The sequence below is a fragment of the Bacillus sp. FSL W7-1085 genome (genome assembly GCF_038595035.1).
Classification (GTDB): Bacteria; Bacillota; Bacilli; order Bacillales; family Bacillaceae; genus Bacillus; species Bacillus altitudinis.
This window is the reverse complement of record NZ_CP152000.1, coordinates 1,181,496-1,200,225: the sequence shown is the minus strand read 5'-3', so window position 1 is coordinate 1,200,225 and position 18,730 is coordinate 1,181,496. Positions and strand designations below refer to the sequence as shown.

General features: G+C 38.4%; 20 protein-coding genes. 11 read left to right on the top strand and 9 right to left on the bottom strand.

Features of this window, described 5'->3' with window-relative positions; genetic code table 11:
* The first annotated feature begins 32 nt into the window (after positions 1–32).
* The 6 genes from MKY11_RS06040 (at position 33) to MKY11_RS06015 (ending at position 3,622) form a co-directional block, all read left to right on the top strand.
* On the top strand, positions 33–491 hold the full coding sequence (locus MKY11_RS06040) for an ASCH domain-containing protein (protein WP_342501947.1): 459 nt from the start codon (positions 33–35) through the stop codon (positions 489–491).
* A gap of 206 nt (positions 492–697) precedes the next feature.
* Positions 698–1,315: a DUF47 domain-containing protein gene (locus MKY11_RS06035; RefSeq protein WP_017359157.1), complete on the top strand. Its 618-nt coding sequence runs from the start codon at positions 698–700 to the stop codon at positions 1,313–1,315.
* 15 nt (positions 1,316–1,330) lie between these two features.
* The gene (locus MKY11_RS06030; RefSeq protein ID WP_017359158.1) at positions 1,331–2,329 is read left to right on the top strand and encodes an inorganic phosphate transporter; all 999 of its coding nucleotides are present in this window, start codon (positions 1,331–1,333) and stop codon (positions 2,327–2,329) included.
* A 146-nt stretch (positions 2,330–2,475) separates the two neighbouring features.
* Positions 2,476–3,246 (top strand): type II toxin-antitoxin system SpoIISA family toxin, encoded by a 771-nt coding sequence (locus tag MKY11_RS06025; RefSeq protein WP_342501946.1) that lies wholly within the window; start codon positions 2,476–2,478, stop codon positions 3,244–3,246.
* The gene (locus tag MKY11_RS06020) at positions 3,215–3,391 is read left to right on the top strand and encodes a type II toxin-antitoxin system SpoIISB family antitoxin (protein WP_008346289.1); all 177 of its coding nucleotides are present in this window, start codon (positions 3,215–3,217) and stop codon (positions 3,389–3,391) included. The genes MKY11_RS06025 and MKY11_RS06020 overlap by 32 nt, the downstream gene beginning before the upstream one ends.
* Positions 3,392–3,490: 99 nt before the next feature.
* Positions 3,491–3,622: a hypothetical protein gene (locus MKY11_RS06015; protein WP_255290884.1), complete on the top strand. Its 132-nt coding sequence runs from the start codon at positions 3,491–3,493 to the stop codon at positions 3,620–3,622.
* Here the strand turns inward: MKY11_RS06015 and MKY11_RS06010 are convergent.
* On the bottom strand, positions 3,611–4,510 hold the full coding sequence (locus MKY11_RS06010; RefSeq protein WP_342501945.1) for an N-acetylmuramoyl-L-alanine amidase: 900 nt from the start codon (positions 4,508–4,510) through the stop codon (positions 3,611–3,613). The genes MKY11_RS06015 and MKY11_RS06010 overlap by 12 nt on opposite strands.
* A 311-nt stretch (positions 4,511–4,821) precedes the next feature.
* On the opposite strand from MKY11_RS06010, the gene MKY11_RS06005 reads away from it, so the two are divergent.
* Entirely contained in the window at positions 4,822–5,406 is a 585-nt protein-coding gene (locus MKY11_RS06005; protein ID WP_041507425.1) for an ImmA/IrrE family metallo-endopeptidase, read from the top strand.
* Here the strand turns inward: MKY11_RS06005 and MKY11_RS06000 are convergent.
* Positions 5,397–6,020, bottom strand: coding sequence for a poly-gamma-glutamate hydrolase family protein (locus MKY11_RS06000; RefSeq protein ID WP_024719586.1), 624 nt, complete (start codon positions 6,018–6,020; stop codon positions 5,397–5,399). The two genes, MKY11_RS06005 and MKY11_RS06000, sit on opposite strands and share 10 nt — an antisense overlap.
* Positions 6,021–6,264: 244 nt before the next feature.
* On the opposite strand from MKY11_RS06000, the gene MKY11_RS05995 reads away from it, so the two are divergent.
* The gene (locus MKY11_RS05995) at positions 6,265–6,636 is read left to right on the top strand and encodes a DUF5412 domain-containing protein (protein WP_017359605.1); all 372 of its coding nucleotides are present in this window, start codon (positions 6,265–6,267) and stop codon (positions 6,634–6,636) included.
* A 39-nt stretch (positions 6,637–6,675) separates the two neighbouring features.
* Here the strand turns inward: MKY11_RS05995 and MKY11_RS05990 are convergent, their stop codons facing one another.
* Positions 6,676–7,500 carry a methyl-accepting chemotaxis protein gene (locus MKY11_RS05990; RefSeq protein WP_274660947.1) on the bottom strand — a complete coding sequence of 275 codons (825 nt, stop codon included), beginning with the start codon at positions 7,498–7,500 and terminating at the stop codon, positions 6,676–6,678.
* 221 nt (positions 7,501–7,721) lie between these two features.
* On the opposite strand from MKY11_RS05990, the gene MKY11_RS05985 reads away from it, so the two are divergent.
* Positions 7,722–9,191 carry an FAD-dependent monooxygenase gene (locus MKY11_RS05985; protein WP_342501944.1) on the top strand — a complete coding sequence of 490 codons (1,470 nt, stop codon included), beginning with the start codon at positions 7,722–7,724 and terminating at the stop codon, positions 9,189–9,191.
* A 27-nt stretch (positions 9,192–9,218) separates the two neighbouring features.
* Here the strand turns inward: MKY11_RS05985 and hag (MKY11_RS05980) are convergent, their stop codons facing one another.
* From hag (MKY11_RS05980) to MKY11_RS05965, 4 genes are all read right to left on the bottom strand, one after another.
* Complete coding sequence (gene hag, locus MKY11_RS05980) at positions 9,219–10,040, bottom strand: flagellin Hag (RefSeq protein ID WP_025207195.1); 822 nt, start codon at positions 10,038–10,040, stop codon at positions 9,219–9,221.
* A 293-nt stretch (positions 10,041–10,333) separates the two neighbouring features.
* Positions 10,334–11,173, bottom strand: a complete 840-nt coding sequence (hag, locus tag MKY11_RS05975; RefSeq protein ID WP_274660949.1) for a flagellin Hag — start codon at positions 11,171–11,173, stop codon at positions 10,334–10,336.
* Positions 11,174–11,398: 225 nt separating this feature from the next.
* On the bottom strand, positions 11,399–12,808 hold the full coding sequence (locus tag MKY11_RS05970) for a kelch repeat-containing protein (protein ID WP_342501943.1): 1,410 nt from the start codon (positions 12,806–12,808) through the stop codon (positions 11,399–11,401).
* Positions 12,809–12,952: 144 nt separating this feature from the next.
* Complete coding sequence (locus MKY11_RS05965) at positions 12,953–13,567, bottom strand: TetR/AcrR family transcriptional regulator (RefSeq protein WP_342501942.1); 615 nt, start codon at positions 13,565–13,567, stop codon at positions 12,953–12,955.
* Between the two features lie 214 nt (positions 13,568–13,781).
* Here MKY11_RS05965 and MKY11_RS05960 point away from each other — a divergent pair, with 214 nt between their 5' ends.
* Entirely contained in the window at positions 13,782–14,894 is a 1,113-nt protein-coding gene (locus MKY11_RS05960; RefSeq protein ID WP_335352711.1) for an NAD(P)-dependent alcohol dehydrogenase, read from the top strand.
* Positions 14,895–14,971: 77 nt separating this feature from the next.
* Here the strand turns inward: MKY11_RS05960 and alr are convergent, their stop codons facing one another.
* Positions 14,972–16,153, bottom strand: a complete 1,182-nt coding sequence (alr, locus tag MKY11_RS05955) for an alanine racemase (protein ID WP_342501941.1) — start codon at positions 16,151–16,153, stop codon at positions 14,972–14,974.
* Between the two features lie 251 nt (positions 16,154–16,404).
* Between alr and MKY11_RS05950 the strand changes: the two genes are divergently transcribed.
* Entirely contained in the window at positions 16,405–16,668 is a 264-nt protein-coding gene (locus MKY11_RS05950; RefSeq protein WP_024720168.1) for a hypothetical protein, read from the top strand.
* 784 nt (positions 16,669–17,452) lie between these two features.
* Here the strand turns inward: MKY11_RS05950 and MKY11_RS05945 are convergent.
* Positions 17,453–18,586, bottom strand: coding sequence for a Rap family tetratricopeptide repeat protein (locus MKY11_RS05945; RefSeq protein WP_342501940.1), 1,134 nt, complete (start codon positions 18,584–18,586; stop codon positions 17,453–17,455).
* Between the last annotated feature and the right edge of the window lie 144 nt (positions 18,587–18,730).

Here is an 18,730-nt window from a genome sequence, read left to right as displayed (position 1 = left end):
TATAATAAACTCATAACAAAGGGGGAAAAAGAATGAACCACAAAAGCACTTTATTTTGGGAATCTTATTGGGAAGAAAAATCAGAAAAAACTCCTGATCACGCCTCTGTTTCTGCTTGGGCATTTGGCGCAAATCCAGATCACTTGCTTGACCTTGTACAACAAGGAAAAAAAACAGCCACTTGTTCTGGATACCTTTTTTACGAAAAAGAACAAGAGCCTCTTCCAAAACCCGGTCAATATGCGGTCATTTTGGATAGCCAGGAGGAACCAAAAGCCATCATAGAGATCACGCAAGTAGATATCATGCCAATGAATGAGGTTCCTGAATCATTTGCAAAAGCAGAAGGTGAAGGCGATCTTTCATATGACTATTGGTACAAAGAACATGAAGAATTTTTCACAGAAGCCCTTAAGCCGTACGGATTAACATTTAAGGAAGATATGTTTCTTGTTTGTGAGCGATTTAAGCTTGTTTATTCAGCTTCTTAACTTTTAAGCGGTGCCAAAAATGGTCCGCTTTTTTGCTTTCTTTTCCCCTTTCTGAAAAAGGTGAGTTGAGATCACATCTTTAGGTCAGAATAAGATCAAATAGAAAAAGTGAAGAAATTTTCGACTACACCTGTTTTTTTTCGACAAAAGAATATATAATTATTTGATGTGTGCATTGTCTCATTTATACAATGGAGGGTTTTTACATGTTAAAAAGGAAAAAAGACAAGTTTTCCGTCTTGTTAACGGAAATTGCTAAAAATTTAGATGAAACTGCTGAGTATTTTGTTAGCTATAAAGTAACAAATCAAACCACTCTGAAAGAATTTTCTGACACATTGAAGGAATATGAGACAAAAGGTGATAATCATGTTCATACCATGATTAAAGAGCTGAACAAAGCCTTTATTACACCGATTGAACGTGAAGACATTCTTCAATTGACGAATAGCCTCGACGATGTTTTAGACGGCATTGAGCATTTTTCTGCAACTTTAGAAATTTATTCAATTACAAGCTCTGACGAACATATCGACAAATTCAGCCACTACATCAGAGAATGTGCGAAAGAAATTTTAACGACTATTGAATTACTGGCTGATAATCGCTTGAAAGATATTCATCCGCACGCAATCAAAATTAAAGAGATTGAGCATAATTGTGACAATCTTCACCGCAAATCACTAAAGAACTTGTTTGGAAAAGAAACAGATCCAATTAAGGTCATTCAATACAAAGAAATTTACGAAACACTTGAAGAAATCGCAGATTCCTGTCAAAGTGTTGCCAACAATCTAGAAACAATCATTATGAAGAATGCGTAACGGGGTTAGTTAAACATGGATACATTACTCATCCTTACCATACTTATTGTCATTTGTGCACTTGCTTTTGATTTCATTAACGGATTCCACGATACAGCAAATGCCATTGCTACTTCAGTTTCAACAAAGGCGTTAAAGCCAAGACATGCTATTATTATGGCAGCGTTTATGAACTTCTTAGGAGCAATGACATTTACAGGTGTGGCAAAGTCCATTACAAAAGACATCGCAGATCCTTTTACACTTCAAAACGGATCTGTCGTCATTTTGGCTGCTTTAATTGCAGCCATTACTTGGAACTTGCTTACTTGGTATTACGGGATTCCGAGTAGTTCTTCACACGCACTGATCGGGTCAATTGCAGGAGCTGTTATTGCCTCTGCTGGTTTTGGCGCTTTAAACTATTCGGGATTCATTAAAATCATTCAAGCACTATTGCTTTCACCTATCCTGGCTTTTGTTTTGGGATATATCGTGTATACCATTATCAAAATTATATTCCGAAACAACAATCTCGCAAAAACAAATAAACAATTCCGACGTGTTCAAATTTTAACGGCTGCACTGCAATCGTATACCCACGGAACAAACGATGCGCAAAAAGCGATGGGAATTATTACGATGGCTTTAATTGCAGGTAATTTGCATACAACAGACGACATTCCTTTCTGGGTACAATTCTCTTGTGCGCTTGCAATGGGACTAGGTACGTCTATTGGCGGCTGGAAGATTATTAAAACAGTCGGCGGTAAAATCATGAAGATTCGTCCAGTAAACGGAGTATCTGCAGACTTAACGGGTGCAGCTATTATCTTCGGTGCAACATTTATTCACTTACCGGTTAGTACCACTCACGTGATCTCATCTTCTATTCTAGGTGTAGGATCTGCACATAGAGTAAAAGGAGTCAACTGGGGTACGGCAAAACGTATGCTTGTCACTTGGGTGATCACATTACCGATTTCGGGAACTCTAGGGGCACTTATATACTTTGTGTTAAATGCGATTCTTTAATTTCAAAGACCTGTCTAACAGGTCTTTTTTTATTTGTTTGCATCCTCAAATGCTCTTTTTCTGCAAGCCATTTTTTCATGAAGCAGGGTTTCCAATCATATCCATAGAAATAAATAAGTATCCATCTGTCTATGGGAGAGAAGAACATGCTATTATTTTTTCAATTGACTGTTTGGTTATTGCTAGGTGCTCTTGCTGTATATGTATTTGCGGTATGGCGCTTTGAACAAAAAGTAAAAGAAAAGATGTTTGCGATTCGTAAAACGTGGTATTGGATTTATGTAGCGGGTGCTGTTGTGTACTGGACAAATGATCCTGCTTCAATCTTCACCAATTGGATGCACTACCTGATTATTGCTGTTTTTTTCGCATTAACTGATGCCTTTATTTTCCTCAGCTCCTATATAAAAAAACTCGGAAATCATGAACTTGAAACCGACACCCATCAACTCCTAGAACAAAATAACGACCTGCTTCATTCTTACCTCAATAAACTAAAAACGTACCAATACCTATTGAAAAACGAACCGATCCATGTATATTATGGAAGTATAGAAGCATATATAGAGGGAATTGAACGACTGATCTATTCTTTTGCAGAAAAAATGAATATTCAAGCAGTTCTTTGTCCTTATGATACGCAGGAGCAAAAAGATGACCTGCTGCGGACACTTGATCAGAGAGCGCTCATTCAAGCAAAGCTTGACAGGCAGGAAGTGTATTACGATGATTTCGGCAAATTGGTTCTCATCCCGTTTTCAGTAGCGGATGCACACTTTGTGATTAAGCTGACCTCTGAGGAAATTGTCACTGAATTCGACTATTTATTAATGACTTCACTTACAACGATTTATGACCTAATCTTGCCTGACGAAGAGGAAGGTGATGAAGATGGAACACGCACTTCAAGGGGATAATAACAATCGCAAGAAAAACCCATTTAAGATTTTAAAGAAAAAGCGCCATATTAGTATGGCTGATTACAAAGTAAGTCCCCATACGGAGCGTATTTTCAAAAAGAATGAACAGCTCCTAGATGAGTATAAAAATAAAAAAGCTTGATTACACTAAAGGACGCGGAACTTCATCCGCGTCCTACTTCCGTTTTCACATCTACTTGCATACAATAAAACCAACTGCTGCAACGATTGAGGTGCCAATATGAAAAAGAAACTTAAACAATTGAGGTATGTTCAGTTTGCTGAATTTAAGCCATCCCCTTATGTCTGCCGATTACACGAAAAAAGTGAAGCCGTCATTCAAGCGGCCAAAAAGAAAGACTCACTGATTTAATAGTTGAAGCAACTTCACTTTTGTTTTAGGACCGTATACTCCATCACTTGTTAGACCATTCATCAGTTGAAATCGCGCGACGGCATTGGCTGTTTTTTCCCCATAAACGCCATCAATGCCCTTATCTACAGCTGTTTTGTCAGGATAAAAATACACAGCAGCAAGCGCTTTTTGGACGAGACGTACATGCTCCCCTTTTGTCAGAGGTGATGTCACCTTTAACACCCCATCCGGCAGTTCATAACTGAGCTTTTCTTCTGCATGATAAATCTTGAGAACTTGTCCAACTCGAATCATGTTCGGGTCACTAATCTGATTCCATGTCTGTAAATCACTCACTGTGACACCATGGGCTTTGGCAATACTCGTTAGCGTATCCCCGCTTTTCACCACATATGTGATAACTGTTTCCGGATCACCTGCAGTCTCAATTCCTCTTTTAAATTCATCCCATGTAGCTAGCAGCAGACGTGGACATGTTTTTCCTGACCAATGCTGATGCGTCACCACATTTGCTAATGGAATGCCATGTTCTTTTAAAAGCTTTTGAATAAGCCACTGGGCATGTTTGACAGCTTGTTGAAAGTTTCCATCCTCATTTTCACAAATTTCAATGCCAATCGATTTTCGGTTGCCATCTCCATGTCCATCCCCAGCATGCCATCCATTTTCATTTAAAGGGAGATGCTGAAAAATCTCCTTGTCATCCACTGTAAAGTGCCAGCTTACCTCTGTTGTTGAGCGTTTGACATATGCCGCGTGACTTTTTGCGTCAGCTCCCTTAGATGTATTGGCTGTGTTATGCACAGTTACATAAAGCGGCTTCATAGCATATCCTGGCCGATTTCCGTTTCCAACTGGAATAAAATCTTGATAAATTTGTACCATGTTTTGCACTCCTTTTTGTTAAATTGATGTTTGATCTTGCTCATCAATCGGTGGCAAACGTAAGACAAATTTGTTTGTTTTCGTCATAAGACTATGGTAAAATTTGAATTCAATCGCCGTTTTATCTTTGTAAAAAATAAAAAATTAGAATAAAAAACAGGAAAAACTTCCAATTTTCTTTGATTTTATGTTAAAATTGTTAAAAACAAGCCGATATAAAAAGTAAGCGATAGCTTTATTAGCCATTTAGTCCTATATGGACTTTTCTTTTACGGCAAAAATAGAACATACGTTTGTATGGAGGTTTTGACATGACTTATTTTTTAACCCATTTAGAAGAAGATATTAAACGGTTATACACTCAACTGCAAATAAGCGGTCCTGCCTATGTAGACATGCATAGGATCGCAGCTGAATTTCATGTATGGGTACACTACGAGGATACTGGCAGCATGATGATCAAACATCAAGGTCTTTACAGTATTATTTTAAACAGAGCCTTATCGTCAGAAGAACAGTGGCAGGATTTCGCCCACGAGCTTTGTCATGTGCTAAAGCATACAGGCAACCACTTTAACATGCACAAGCTCTTTCGAGAACTGCAAGAGTTTCAAGCAAAACAATTCATGTATCACTTTTGTGTTCCGACTTTTATGCTGCTGCAAATGACGCTCCCAAACCTTAGGCAGCAAGCCATTTTGCATATTGCTCAAACATTTCATGTCACTCGGGATTTTGCTGAAAAACGGCTTGCTCTATTTGAACAGCGAAGAGCCGGCATTCAATTTCAAAAAGAATTCACTTCTTATTTAATGAGAGCAGGCAAGGTCGCAGAAAATGAAGCTGCGTATCAAACAAAAGCGTCTGCACACGTGACGTCAGAAGTTTATTCATAAAGGCTTAACACTTGTTTCAGTACATTTGTGTATTGATAAAATTGTTCGGTTTGTGTATCACGCCTACGGCTCCGCCTAAAGTCTTGAAAGAAAGCTCTTCTCTGAGCTTGGCTAATTTCAATTTGAACACTTTTTCCTGTGAGGCATTGATTATTAATATTTTGAGGATGTGTTCCAGCAAATTGATCCGATTCAGATAAAAGTAAGGCATGGAAGCCATTTTGTGTGAGATACTTCACTGTTTCAGCAGCTTTTTCCCTGTCGGTACCGCCAACTAAAGTTTGTAGGACGTCTGTTTCTCCATAGCCGTGGAGTGCAAACGTATAATGATGTGTATGCACTTGAGAAAGACAAATCGGCTCATCAAAACGTGTGCTCGTAATATGAAGAACATGATTGCCTTTCACTTTAAGGCCCTCGAATAAATACATAGAATAATCGGTTGCTACTTCATGGACCAGCTCGCTCACGCCAGATTCAATTCCTCCCGCATGAGGTGACAGGACGAGAAGCTGATCCCCTTTCCGCTGATGAAGAATCTGATAGTCGATCCCTTTTCTTTCATGAGCGGAAAGCTCTTCATAATTTTGATACGTATCTATGATTTGATTCATTCCATCTGCCCCATTTCTCTATATGAGCATAAGTCTACTGATCGCAAATTCTTTTGTAAAGTGTTTTCGAATAACCAGTGCGATCTGAATGCATCCTTAAATTTTCCTTATCTTTACGGGCTAACTGTTGAATGTTGAGAAAAAATGACCGATAATTGAAATGAATAGAACTTTTGGACTATATGAATCTTTTTGTATTCTCTCTCATATATTAGAATATTGCGATCTACACCTGGAGGAATTCATGTTTAAAAAGAAAACCACCATCATCCTTGCCATCTTATGTCTTAGCTTCGCCGGAATTATTTACTGGAAATGCTTCTCTCTTCAAGGCGTATCTCACGGAACATTCATCCGCTCGATATCATCACCTGATGGAACCTATACCATTAACACATATCGACATAGCGGAGGAAAGCTAAAAGAGAATGCGGTCAGAGCAGAAATTGAAAACAAACTCACCCATCACAAAAAAACAATCTACTGGAAGTACCCTGATAAAGATCCTCTGATCAAATGGGAAAATGCACAGCTCGTTCAAATTGGACATGAGTTTTTAAATGTGGTCAAAGGTGAAACATACGATTATCGCTTTGATCAGAAAAATAGAAAATAACGAGCCAGCAAAAAAACGAACCCTTTTTGGATTCGTTTTTTACGTTGACATCACCTTTTGCATAAATTCTTTCATTTCTTTGCTAACCGTCGTCAACCTGTCTACAATTTCACTAAACTCCGTCACTAATAAAGCTTGTTCTGAAGATGACCCTTTCATATGGCCCATACTCTCAAGTAATGTATGTATATTAGAGGAAATCCCTTGCAATGAGCTTTCTATGTTTTCTGTTGCACGTGAGGTTTCGCTTGATAGCTTTTGAACCTCGCTCGCTACCACACTAAAACCCGCTCCCTCTTTCCCTGCCCTAGCTGCTTCAATTGAAGCATTCAATCCTAGCAAACTCGTTTGTTTAGAGATACCTTTGATCATTTTTGTAATATCTGAAGTTTTTTTCGAGCTTTCAAGTGTTTGCTGTGTTTGGAATGTCATTTCCTCACTTGTCGCAGAGAGCTCTTCTGAATGAGCCGCCACCACATGTACTTTTTCTTGAATACTTTGAATGATGTCGTTCAATGACTCCATATACGCCTCAAGTTCTATTTGATTTTTAAGTGGAAAACCTAAAGCGATTGCACCAATGACTTGTTGATTTTCATCGAAAATCGGCAATCCCATTGCATTTAAAGGCGTCCCATACACCGATTCAGGTACAAATGTACTTGATGTTTCACCTCTAAGTGCATTTTTCATATTCTGATCATCTGGTTTAATGGGATCTCCTGTCCGTATTTGAAAATCCACATCTTTTGATGGCAAATACAGCAAGAATTTTTCTCGATCAATGACCCCCATCGTCACTTCATCTCTTAAAATCTTCATCATATAAGGTGCTGCTGTTACAATACTCTGTAGTATATCCATCTTCTCTACCCCCTTAATGTATTTATCGGTCATTCCTCTTAAATTTGATCATTATTTTTTAAAAATAATGATCATGATTGAAGTTTTTTTCATATTTACGAGTAAAAAGTATGCCAATTCCTTTCTATATTCAAAAAAACGAGAATTTGCTATACTTAAAAAATCAACATATGATGAAATGGTCATGTAACCATTTTATATATTCACTGGAGGCGCATGTTGTGACACAACCCATGAAGTATGAGCGGGCGATCGTCATCGGAGGCGGAATAACGGGAATGCTCGCTGCAAAGGTTTTATCAAGTTTTTACCTTGAAGTATTGATTATTGAAAAGGACGAATTGCCAGACGCTCCTGAGAATCGTCTTGGCACGCCTCAAGCCTTTCATCCACATAGAATGCTGCCACTAGGCAAACAAATAGTGGAACGTCTATTTCCTGGTTATACAAAAGAATTACTCGAAATGGGCGGGTACAACACATGGCATCAGACATCTCGATTTATGACAAAAGATGGCGAGTTAGTACTCACCGATACTGAAGAAACAGCTGTCACACGACGTGCCATGCTAGAGTGGGTGCTGATGCAAAGAATGTTACGTGAGGATCGTGTTCAATTTTTAGAAAAACATGAAGCGATCGCTCTTCTTTTTGAAGAAGAAACGACTAAAGTGAGTGGATTACAGGTCAAAGATCGGAGGATAAAGCCTGGAATCATCAACAAAATGAGTGCGGACTTAGTCATTGATACGTCTGGAAGAATGTCTAAATTGCCAAAATGGCTGAAAAGCGCAGGACGAACCTTGCCACAGACAGATGAGCTAATCGTGTCTCTTGGCTATAGCACGAGATACTACCAAATACCATCTGAGGCACCGAACCTAGAACCAATGGTCATCGTTGGACAGCCAAATAAAAAAATTCCAACAGGACTGTTTGAACGAGTAGATCATGATTTAGCAGCGGTTCTTCTCTCTGCAGCTGGCGGCTCTCATTATCCAACAACGGACGCTGATCAGTTTGATGTAGAGACCGCTAGGCTGACCAATCCCTCGATAGCAGAAGCCATCACTCATTTAATTCCCTATACGAAACCAAAAGGATTTAGAGTTCCGGCTTGTGTTAGAAACCACTATGAACAAATGGAAGATTGGCCAAGCGGCTTATTGGTCATGGGTGATGCCTTATGCACATTAGATCCCATTCATGGTCAGGGAATGACAAAGGCCGCTCTTGAGGCACAGACACTTGAGCGTATGCTCAAACAAGCACAAGAAGATGGGCTTATTTCTTTTGAACGGCATACCTTACAACAAATGCAGCATGCCAATGAGCTTGGCTGGTGGCTCTGTGCAATTGCAGATATGGCATGGGAAGGCGTCGAGTTAAAAGGAACCCCCATTTCCCATCTGACATTTGTACAAGAATTTTTCAATTATTATGTACAATATGCCGTTCAAACAAAACAACCTAAATGCCTTGAGGCGTATCATCGTATGCATTCATTCTTAATAGAACCGAGAAAAATCATCAACCTAGAGCAGCTGCAAGACATGATTCAAGCTGACTCCACTGGTGAGGTCCGCAACTGGTGGCATAGGTGGGATCAAAAGAATGATGAATTAAATCGAGCTTTCTTCTATGAAGCTGTTCCAGATTTTCAATTACATCTGTTGCTAAAATCAACATAAAAAAAGCCCCTCAAAGGGGGCTTTTAATTAACGTAATAATTGAAGTACGTTTTGTGGCTGTTGGTTCGCTTGTGCAAGCATTGCTTGAGAAGCTTGAGAAAGAATGTTGTTCTTTGTGAACTCACTCATTTCTTTCGCCATATCAACGTCACGAATACGAGACTCAGCAGCTGTTAAGTTTTCAGCAGAAGCACCAAGGTTGTTGATTGTGTGCTCTAGACGGTTTTGGACTGCACCAAGTGCTGAACGTTGTTTAGATACCGCACCGATTGCAGCATCGATTTTTGCTACTTCAACGTCAAAGTCAAAACCATCTTCATTCACTTTAATATCTTTGACAGTCAATGTTTCAGCGTCCATTTTGCCGATCTTTACGTTGATATTTTGCTCAATGTTCGCTCCAATTTGAAATTGGAATCCATCCTCTACACTACCATCTAATAGATTCTTTCCGTTAAATGCTGTACGCTGAGAAATCCCATCAATTTCATCAACCAAAGCAGTAAGTTCTTCTTGAATCGCCGTTAAATCTTCTGTCTGCTGTGTACCAACGTTACCCGCTTGAACTGTCAATTCACGCATACGTTGAAGAATCGCATGAGTTTCAGTTAATGCACCTTCAGCGGTTTGAATAAGAGAAATACCATCTTGTGCGTTTTTAGATGCCATTTCTAATCCGCGGATTTGTCCACGCATTTTTTCAGAGATCGCAAGACCAGCTGCGTCATCTCCTGCACGGTTGATACGAAGACCAGAAGAAAGCTTCTCCATGTTCTTTTGTCCTGCCCCATTGTTTGCAGACAAACGGTTTAATGTGTTAAGTGCTGCGATATTGTGGTTAATTCTCATTTCCTATTACCTCCATGTGTTTGAACCAATTAGACATCCATGTCCAAAAGTTCTAAATTAGAATTTTTTTGTAAGCCTTACAATCCATTTATCGTTCTTTAATGGAATATGTTTAACAAAAAAGGAATAAATAAGGAAAAAGTCTTATTAGTTATGATCGTTTCGCTAGAGTATGCCAAATTTAAAGGTCATTTTTCATGATTTATCAGAGGGATTTAAGAATCATAAGTAAGGAGAAGGAGAAAAAACGAAGAAAAAAGAGCATAAAAAAAGCCCCATAAAGGGGCCTTTCATTAACGTAGTAATTGAAGTACGTTTTGTGGCTGTTGGTTCGCTTGTGCAAGCATTGCTTGAGAAGCTTGAGAAAGAATGTTGTTCTTAGTGAACTCACTCATTTCTTTCGCCATGTCAACGTCACGGATACGAGATTCAGCAGCCGTTAAGTTTTCACCAGAAGCACCAAGGTTGTTGATTGTGTGCTCTAGACGGTTTTGGACTGCACCAAGTTTACCACGCTCAGTAGATACTTTATTGATTGCAGCATCTACTTTGTCTAATAGAGCATCTGTATTAGCAGCTGTAGCAGTTGTTACAACATAATCTGCTTTCAACATATCAAGACCAGCAGCTGTAGTACCCATGTTAGCAATATCAACTTTTAATTGTTGAGTTTTGTTAGCACCGATTTGGAAAGTAAATCCATCTGTTGCAGTACCATCAAGTAATTTTTTACCGTTGAATGCTGTACGATTAGAGATACCATCTACTTCATCTAAAAGGTTGTCGATCTCATCTTGGATCGCTTTAAGATCTGTAGTTGCATCTTGCGTACCAGTGTTACCCGCTTGAACAGTTAGTTCACGAACACGTTGAAGGATTGAGTGAGTTTCAGTCAATGCACCTTCAGCTGTTTGGATAAGTGAGATACCATCTTGTGCGTTTTTAGAAGCCATTTCTAATCCGCGGATTTGACCACGCATTTTTTCAGAGATTGCAAGACCTGCTGCGTCATCTCCTGCACGGTTAATTTTAAGACCAGAAGAAAGTTTCTCCATGTTCTTTTGGCTAGCAGCGTTGTTTGAAGACAAACGGTTTAATGTGTTAAGTGCTGCGATATTGTGGTTAATTCTCATTTCCTATTACCTCCATGTATGTGGGACCTGACAGACGTCCTTGTCTGAAAAAAGTCCTTTATTCTAGGGCTTAACAACCCTGACAATTCTATTATCGGACGTAGTTATGGGATGTTTAGCAGATTTTTAAAAAAATATCTTGTTTTTTTATGATTTTCATCCTAATTTTAACAATTATACAAAATACAAAAAGCTGCTAATCTATTATCAGCAGCTTTCATTTTATTAATATTGCTTGATATCAAACATTAAGATATTTTGGTACACCACGTAATCTTTCTTACTTGTGAAAGGTCCTTTATTGTGTTCATCATTGATCTCATAAAAGTTCATTCCGATTCCAAAGCTTCTTTCTTTATACCAGTTAAGAAAATCGTTAATTTCTTTCATTGAGAGCAGATAATCCTTTTGCAGTCCGTTTATCATGGTAATGGAAAGTATACCTTTTGTTGATTCTTCCCCAGGCTTTGTCCCGCCCTGATCTTTCGGCTCTTCGGTTGTACCATCACCTGGTTTTGTCCCGTCCTGATCTTTCGGCTCTTCGGTTGTACCATCACCTGGCTTTGTCCCGTCCTGATCTTTTGGCTCTTCGGTTGACCCATCATCTGGCTTTGTTTCATCTTCAACAATTTGTAAGCCATTTAGTGAGATAGAAATTACTGATTTGAAGTCGTTTTTAACCGATTTGGAATGATAATATTCTTTAAAGTTCCTCCCACCTATGATATATATCGTACCGTCAAGAGTTACAGCACTTGATCCCACTCTAGCTTCAGGCAATTCACTTATACTTTTTTTCACAGAATTAGAATCGACATCATAATATTGTGAATATGGTGATATTGGGCTGGATCTGTCATCGTCATACTGACCGCCTACCATAAACAATTTTCCCTGATATGTTGTAAACGCTGCCCCTAGTTGATAAAACTTCAACTTTGATTTCGTTTGTACCCATTGGTTTGTTTCAATGTTATATTCATACACTTGGGCATTCTTGGCATTACTAACTGTTCTTTCTCCACCTGTGACATAAATTTTGTTGTTAATAACTTCTGACATAGACATACCAGTAAATTGCTGAGGAAACATTTTCAATTGTTGCCATGTATCCGTTTTTGTATCATAACTATAAAAATTATGTTCTTGATAAGGACTTTTATTCGTTGCAAGAATATAAATCTTATCATTTACAACACTCGCGCTTATATCACCTTTTGTCACAGCTAGGTTTGGTATATTAATTGGTGTTTCTGACCATGTATCGGATTCTACATCATAAATATCAATTGTTTTTGTGCTATCTTGATATGCTCCTCCAATGACATATATTTTTTTCCCTATCGCCACTGCCGCACTATCTGTTCTTTCTCTTGGCATATTAGCTTTTGAGCTCCACTCATTTTTGTAAGGATCATACATGTAGGTATTTTTATTACTATGTGATTTTTGACTGCTTCCCCCAAAAACAAAAATTTTCCCATCTACTACTACAGAACTAGAATGAAGTCTCTCTTCCGGTAAGTCCGCTCGCTTCTTCCAACCATTTGTCTCAGCTGCATGAGCATTTAGCGGATGAATTGTGACCATCATAAAAATGGCCAAAAGCACTAAAAATAATCCTTTTTTCATCATTTATTTCCCTCCATATCTTAAATACCCCTCCTTTTATCGACATATTTGGAATAAAATTTAATTTTTATCATTGTGCCCCATCCTAAATTCAGGATGCACTTATTTCTATTAATATCTTTCTACATATATCAAATTTATCTGACATTACCTTTTCATAATCGCTTCTTCATCTTTCAACTGAATCATAAGTGAGGATTGAATATATAATAAATTGATAATACGTCGTGCCATTTCTGGGGGAGATGCATTGTAGTCATTTCTGATCCATTCAATGATAAAACCAAAGATGCCGTATGAACGGTACTGGACAAAATAACTGTCGTTGATTTCTGCATACTGATCACTCACAAACGACATTCTATTTTGGAAAATATATTGTATTTTTTTAAGCAATTTTTCTTGTATGTGGGGAATTCGGTCTTCCATCACTAATAAATCATAATAGTCGCGATTTTCAACGATATATTGAAATACATCAGTGCCTTCTGGTTTCATGCGAGTCAAATCCAACAGTGGATTTTCACGAGTCGGCTTACAAAATTCATATTCCAAATCGACCATTTCCCGGTGAATAACATCTGCTGCTAATTCATCTTTACTTTCATAATGCACATAAAACGTCGTCCGATTATAGTTTGCCTTTTCCACAATATCCTTCACTTTTACGTGCGAATATCCTTTTTCTTTTACTAGTATTTTGAATGTTTGACGAAGTGTTTCTTTTGTTCGCTCAACACGGCGATCCTCTTTTTTGATCATGAGCCCCTCCTTTAGACACTTTTTAAAAAATGTTGATTAGAGATACATAAATTCATTTGTGTTGAAAACCTATACAAAAAAGATTTTTTGCTGATTGAAACGGAAAATCTTTCGTCCTACAATCAACTTAGTCATAAAGAAATGAATTTTTTGTGACACTTGATCTAACCTTTCTTCAGAATATCATACTATACAAAAAGTGAGGGCACATGATATGGAAATTCAAGCGATGGTCACAACAAATGAAAAAGATTTCGAGAAACAAACACTATTACTAGATGATCCAAAAGCAGATGAAGTGCTTGTCAAAATCGTTGCATCTGGCGTTTGTCATACGGATGCCACTGTATTAGATGGCACGCTTCCTGTCCCACGTCCTGCTTTATTAGGACATGAAGGCTCTGGCATTGTCGTAAAAGCAGGTTCTAATGTCACAACCGTTCAAGAAGGAGACCACGTTGTACTTGGTTTCGCTTATTGCGGTCATTGCCATAATTGTCTTGACGGGAACGCTGGTGGATGTGAGAACATGATTCCACTGAATTTTTCTGGTCGTAATAAACATAATGAAACGCCTATCCATACACATGATCAACAAGATGTATCACAATTTTTTGGTCAATCGTCATTTGGTACATATGCAACAGTTGATGAGAAAAATGTGGTGAAAGTAGACAAAGAAACTGATTTACGTTACTTAGGACCATTCGGTTGCGGCTTAATGACTGGGAGCGGTACTGTCTTAAATTCACTTGCTCCAGCTCCAGGTACAAGCTTTGTTGTGTTCGGTACAGGTGCTGTTGGTTTAAGTGGGTTAATGGCAGCAAAAATTGCAGGCTGTGATCCGATTATTGCCGTTGATATCCATGATAGCCGCCTTGAGCTAGCAAAAGAATTAGGTGCAACACATGTCATCAACAGTAAACATGAGAACCCAGCTGAAAAAGTGAAGGAAATCACAGAAGGAAAAGGGGCACATTACTCATTTGAAACAACTGGAGTACCAGAAGTCACGCTAGCTGCCCTTCACTGCCTGCGTGTCAAAGGAACTTGTGCAACAGTAGCAGTAGGAAAGCGCGATTTAACGTTTAATGTGACCAATGATCTCATGCTCAATGCGCTCACGTTAAAAGGTGTGATAGAAGGCGATGCCGTTCCTCAACTATTCATTCCTAAACTAGTCAAGTTCTTTAAAAATGGACAATTCCCAGTTGAGAAACTAGCAAAATTCTACGAATTAGAAGAGATTGAACAAGCCTTTGAAGATTCTAAAAATGGATCTACGATTAAACCAATTCTTATTTTAGATAAAGAGTATCGAGCTTAAGCCGAAATAAGACATGAAACTCAAAAGCCCCCTTGCCATATAAAGGGGCTTTTTGCAATTTCATGCTGTCCTTACCTTCACACATACATCACCGGCGTCGAAATTTTAATAATCTTCCCGCCTCGACGATAAAACCTTGGAACACGGCGGCTTAAGGTCGCGACAACTTCGTAATTGATCGTATTCAGCATTTCAGCAATTTCATCAACAGAAATTTCTCCCCCCTTTTGACGGCCATAAATGACGACTTCCTCGCCTTGCTTTGCTTTCATCTCTCCTAAGCTGATCATCGTCATATCCATTGTGACTCTGCCAGCAATCGGCATTCTTTCTCCGCGGAAAAGCATAAACCCTCGATTGGATAAAGCACGTGAGTACCCATCTGCATAACCAATCGGTATGGTTGCAATGACTTCGTCAGGCTTTGCCACATAGGTTGCCCCATAGCTGACCGTTCTTGGCTTTGTCACCATTTTCTTCACGAACGCAATCCTTGCTTTTAAACTGAGAGCGGGCTCTAGCTGAACAGCGTCTAAGCTTTCAATGTATTGCGAGGGATACAATCCATAAAGTCCGATACCAAGCCGGATCATATCGGCGCTAAATTCAGGAAACGCAATCGAAGCAGCTGTATTGTTCATATGTACGGTCGGCAGTTTGATCCCTTCTTCTTTCAAAAACCGAAGAAAATCAATGAAGATGCTGTGCTGCAGCAACGTGAAATCAGGGTCAGGCTCATCCGCAGTGGAGAAATGCGTAAATATTCCATCCCACCTCAGGTTTTCACTCTTTTCAAGCGCCTTCACCACCGCTAACAGCTCTTCCTTTGTCCGTACACCTAATCGTCCCATCCCTGTGTCAACATTGACATGAATCCCAAGCCGGCGCTGGCTTTCTTCTTCCGCTAAGATCTCATTTGCTTGAGCAATCCAGTCTTCTCGAAGGCCGGAGAGATCAATTCTCCAGGCTGCGGCCCTTTTCACACAATCGAGCGGTGTAAATCCAAGAACCAAAATCGGCGCTTCAATTTTTGCTCTTCGCAATACAATCCCTTCTTCTAAGCTAGCAACTGCAAGCTCAGTCGCACCGCTTTCTAGTGCCTGCCGCGCTACCTCCACTGAACCGTGTCCATAAGCATTCGCCTTCACGACAGCCATGATCTTACTTTTTCCTGGAATATGCGCTTGAATCGCTTCGATATTTCTTTTTATCGCATCAAGATTGACTTCTATCCAGACTTCCCTGCAAAGCTTTTGCATGTATTTCTCCTCCTAATCAATTTAATCATCCCTTTATCCATGTTCGCTTTTATGCATAGTCTATCTTTATTCATTTTTAGGAAAAAACATTCAATCATGCCAAAAACAAATAATTACTAAATATGTATATTTTTTGAATTTTTATTTATTTAGACATTTTTTGACATTTTTCTCCTACTAGACGTGCTATTCTTATAAGCATCTGTTAAACATTGGTTTAATAGAAAAATAAGGAAAAGGGAGATGTTTTAATGTTTAAGGGAAAAATGAAAAAAATAGTGGGAGCTACTCTCTTCACTGGTGCTTTAATGTTCTCTGCAATTCCTGCTGATGCCGCTTCGAATTTAATCCCTATTAGGGACAAGTATGATGGCTATCAATATCAATGGAATGGCTACAATAGCAGTGGAGTAGCAACCGTTACCGTTTTCTTTAGAGATTCGAATGGTAAGTCTTACTCTAATACTTATGAATGTGTCACTGTTATAAGCGGCACTTGTTATGTTTACGAATAATGTAAAAATGCAAAAAAATCTGCCCCTTTATTAGGGCAGATTTTTTCACTTCACTTACTTAGAGGCCTCACATGAAATGGTGATTCCCCCTAGTAATTATTTTTCATGTGGTACACTTTTCTAGCTATTCTCATATTATTAACAACATTGAATCGATATAAAGGTGAAAGAGAAATTTAACATTGGCAATTCAAATTTTGAATGAGTTTATAGTGGAGTTTTGCGAATGAAAAATGAGACTTGAGAACTTTTGAATCTTTGTTGTTCTAGTATCGGCTTATACTGCCTGCCTTCCAATCAGAATGTTAGATTCATGAATGCTTTGCTAACTATTGATTTTGATTAAAATCTTTAGCGATAAGAAAGGTGACAATCAAATAGAAGATTGTGCCGAAAAACATACCATTTAACAAACTGATTAACAACATCTTACAAATCAGACCAACATAATAAGACACTGGCGTCCCTGGAAATACAGCCATATTTAACAGGCTAATCATAAAGGTTAAAGCAAAGAATATAATGAAAATCCTTCGAAATCATTTGGGTTTTAACATTGTCATTTTACTTCTTCCTCAGTATATTATATGTGAAAAATATACTTTATCCATTGCATAAATTCCATTTTAAAGTAAAAAGCCCTTTAAGGGCCTTTTACTAAGCAGAATAACCGATACTTGCTGTATGACCTCTCCTAGCTTCATCATGACTTGCTGTAACTTCAGATGTGAAATAACTCACAACACTTATCACACTCATCACCACGAATACAATGGATACAGTTTTAAATTTCATATAGACAGTCACCCCGCTTTACTTGAACTTGGAAATAAAGAATTTTTTCATAAAACAGCATTGCCTTGTCTTTATCTCCCAATTCATTATAATATTTTGCGGCATCTTTTGCTAAGTCTTCAAGGTCAGGATACATGGACTTCATCTCTAACCATTCTGAAATTTGTTCTAGTTGTTCAAAATTGTTGTCAATGTATAGTGATTTTAAAAACGTAAAGATACGTAACAGCACATGATCTTTCAGTTTTTCAGATAGTTCTATTCCGCTATGCAAAGCATACGTACCTAAATCCTGTTCGTTCTTTTTAAAATAGGCTTTTGACAACATCACGAGAGGGTCTAAAATCCGATTTAAATGCTCGTAGCCCCGCTCTTTAAATGCTCGAATCGAGTCATTAAAGTGAATAATTGCTTGTGCTAGGTCACCGTGATGAAAATAGCTCAACCCTAAATTATAGAGCGCTGATCCTTCTAATCTTTTTGTTGAGTGATCGGCAACTTGTTCTAGTGCGCGTTCAAAATGTGGAATGGCTTTTTCGGGACAGCCCATATCGATATAGTTTAAGCCAATGACAAAAGAACATTGAATTTCTCTAACAGTGTATGTATCTTTTTCTCGGTAACATTCTATCGCCTGTGCGATATGGTGCATGGACATGTGGGTTTGTTTCATGTGGTAATAGATTTCAGCCATTTTGTAATTGAACTCGGCACGTTCAATATCGTCACTTACAAGGGTTAACTTTTTTTCTGCCCGCTTATAGAAGGTAATCGCATTTAAGTATTCGTAGTTCTCAAATTCATACATGCCGTAGAAAAAATTGAAGTAATATTCTAGCAATCCTGTTAATTTCTCTTGATCTTTTTTTATCTTCACTGCAAGTTCCCTGAAGTTCGCTCGTTCTTTCCCATTTTCTAAAGGATCCAAGTAATCTAGCATTAATTTATGTCTGAACTCCATGAGTGAGAAATATAATAATAGATCCTGATTTTCTTCCATATCATCAAGCATCGATTTGATTTCTTCTTTATACGCCTCGGCATCAGGAACAATAAATCTTTGAATGTGATAATACCATTCATTGATTTTCAAGCCGACGTGAGAAGAAAGTACTTTTTTCATCCACCCCTACTCCTCCCTCTATTTTCCCTATGATTTTGGGAATAGTCCGCAGTATGCCGCCATGCTGGATGCCTCCTCGTATCTATCTGAGATAAGTATAACATTGACCAACTGTTCATTTACTCATTCTACTTCATAAAAAAA

Coding starts and splice junctions, on each gene's coding strand:
- MKY11_RS06010 (WP_342501945.1), bottom strand. CDS start 4,510: ATGGTACAAATTTATCAAGATTTTATTCCAGTTGGAAACGGAAATCGG.
- hag (WP_025207195.1), bottom strand. CDS start 10,040: ATGAGAATTAACCACAATATCGCAGCACTTAACACATTAAACCGTTTG.
- MKY11_RS05960 (WP_335352711.1), top strand. CDS start 13,782: ATGGAAATTCAAGCGATGGTCACAACAAATGAAAAAGATTTCGAGAAA.
- MKY11_RS06005 (WP_041507425.1), top strand. CDS start 4,822: ATGACTTATTTTTTAACCCATTTAGAAGAAGATATTAAACGGTTATAC.
- MKY11_RS05945 (WP_342501940.1), bottom strand. CDS start 18,586: ATGAAAAAAGTACTTTCTTCTCACGTCGGCTTGAAAATCAATGAATGG.
- alr (WP_342501941.1), bottom strand. CDS start 16,153: ATGCAAAAGCTTTGCAGGGAAGTCTGGATAGAAGTCAATCTTGATGCG.
- MKY11_RS06015 (WP_255290884.1), top strand. CDS start 3,491: ATGAAAAAGAAACTTAAACAATTGAGGTATGTTCAGTTTGCTGAATTT.
- MKY11_RS06025 (WP_342501946.1), top strand. CDS start 2,476: ATGCTATTATTTTTTCAATTGACTGTTTGGTTATTGCTAGGTGCTCTT.
- MKY11_RS05950 (WP_024720168.1), top strand. CDS start 16,405: ATGTTTAAGGGAAAAATGAAAAAAATAGTGGGAGCTACTCTCTTCACT.
- MKY11_RS05990 (WP_274660947.1), bottom strand. CDS start 7,500: ATGGATATACTACAGAGTATTGTAACAGCAGCACCTTATATGATGAAG.
- MKY11_RS06040 (WP_342501947.1), top strand. CDS start 33: ATGAACCACAAAAGCACTTTATTTTGGGAATCTTATTGGGAAGAAAAA.
- MKY11_RS06000 (WP_024719586.1), bottom strand. CDS start 6,020: ATGAATCAAATCATAGATACGTATCAAAATTATGAAGAGCTTTCCGCT.
- hag (WP_274660949.1), bottom strand. CDS start 11,173: ATGAGAATTAACCACAATATCGCAGCACTTAACACATTAAACCGTTTG.
- MKY11_RS06020 (WP_008346289.1), top strand. CDS start 3,215: ATGAAGATGGAACACGCACTTCAAGGGGATAATAACAATCGCAAGAAA.
- MKY11_RS06030 (WP_017359158.1), top strand. CDS start 1,331: ATGGATACATTACTCATCCTTACCATACTTATTGTCATTTGTGCACTT.
- MKY11_RS05965 (WP_342501942.1), bottom strand. CDS start 13,567: ATGATCAAAAAAGAGGATCGCCGTGTTGAGCGAACAAAAGAAACACTT.
- MKY11_RS06035 (WP_017359157.1), top strand. CDS start 698: ATGTTAAAAAGGAAAAAAGACAAGTTTTCCGTCTTGTTAACGGAAATT.
- MKY11_RS05970 (WP_342501943.1), bottom strand. CDS start 12,808: ATGATGAAAAAAGGATTATTTTTAGTGCTTTTGGCCATTTTTATGATG.
- MKY11_RS05995 (WP_017359605.1), top strand. CDS start 6,265: ATGTTTAAAAAGAAAACCACCATCATCCTTGCCATCTTATGTCTTAGC.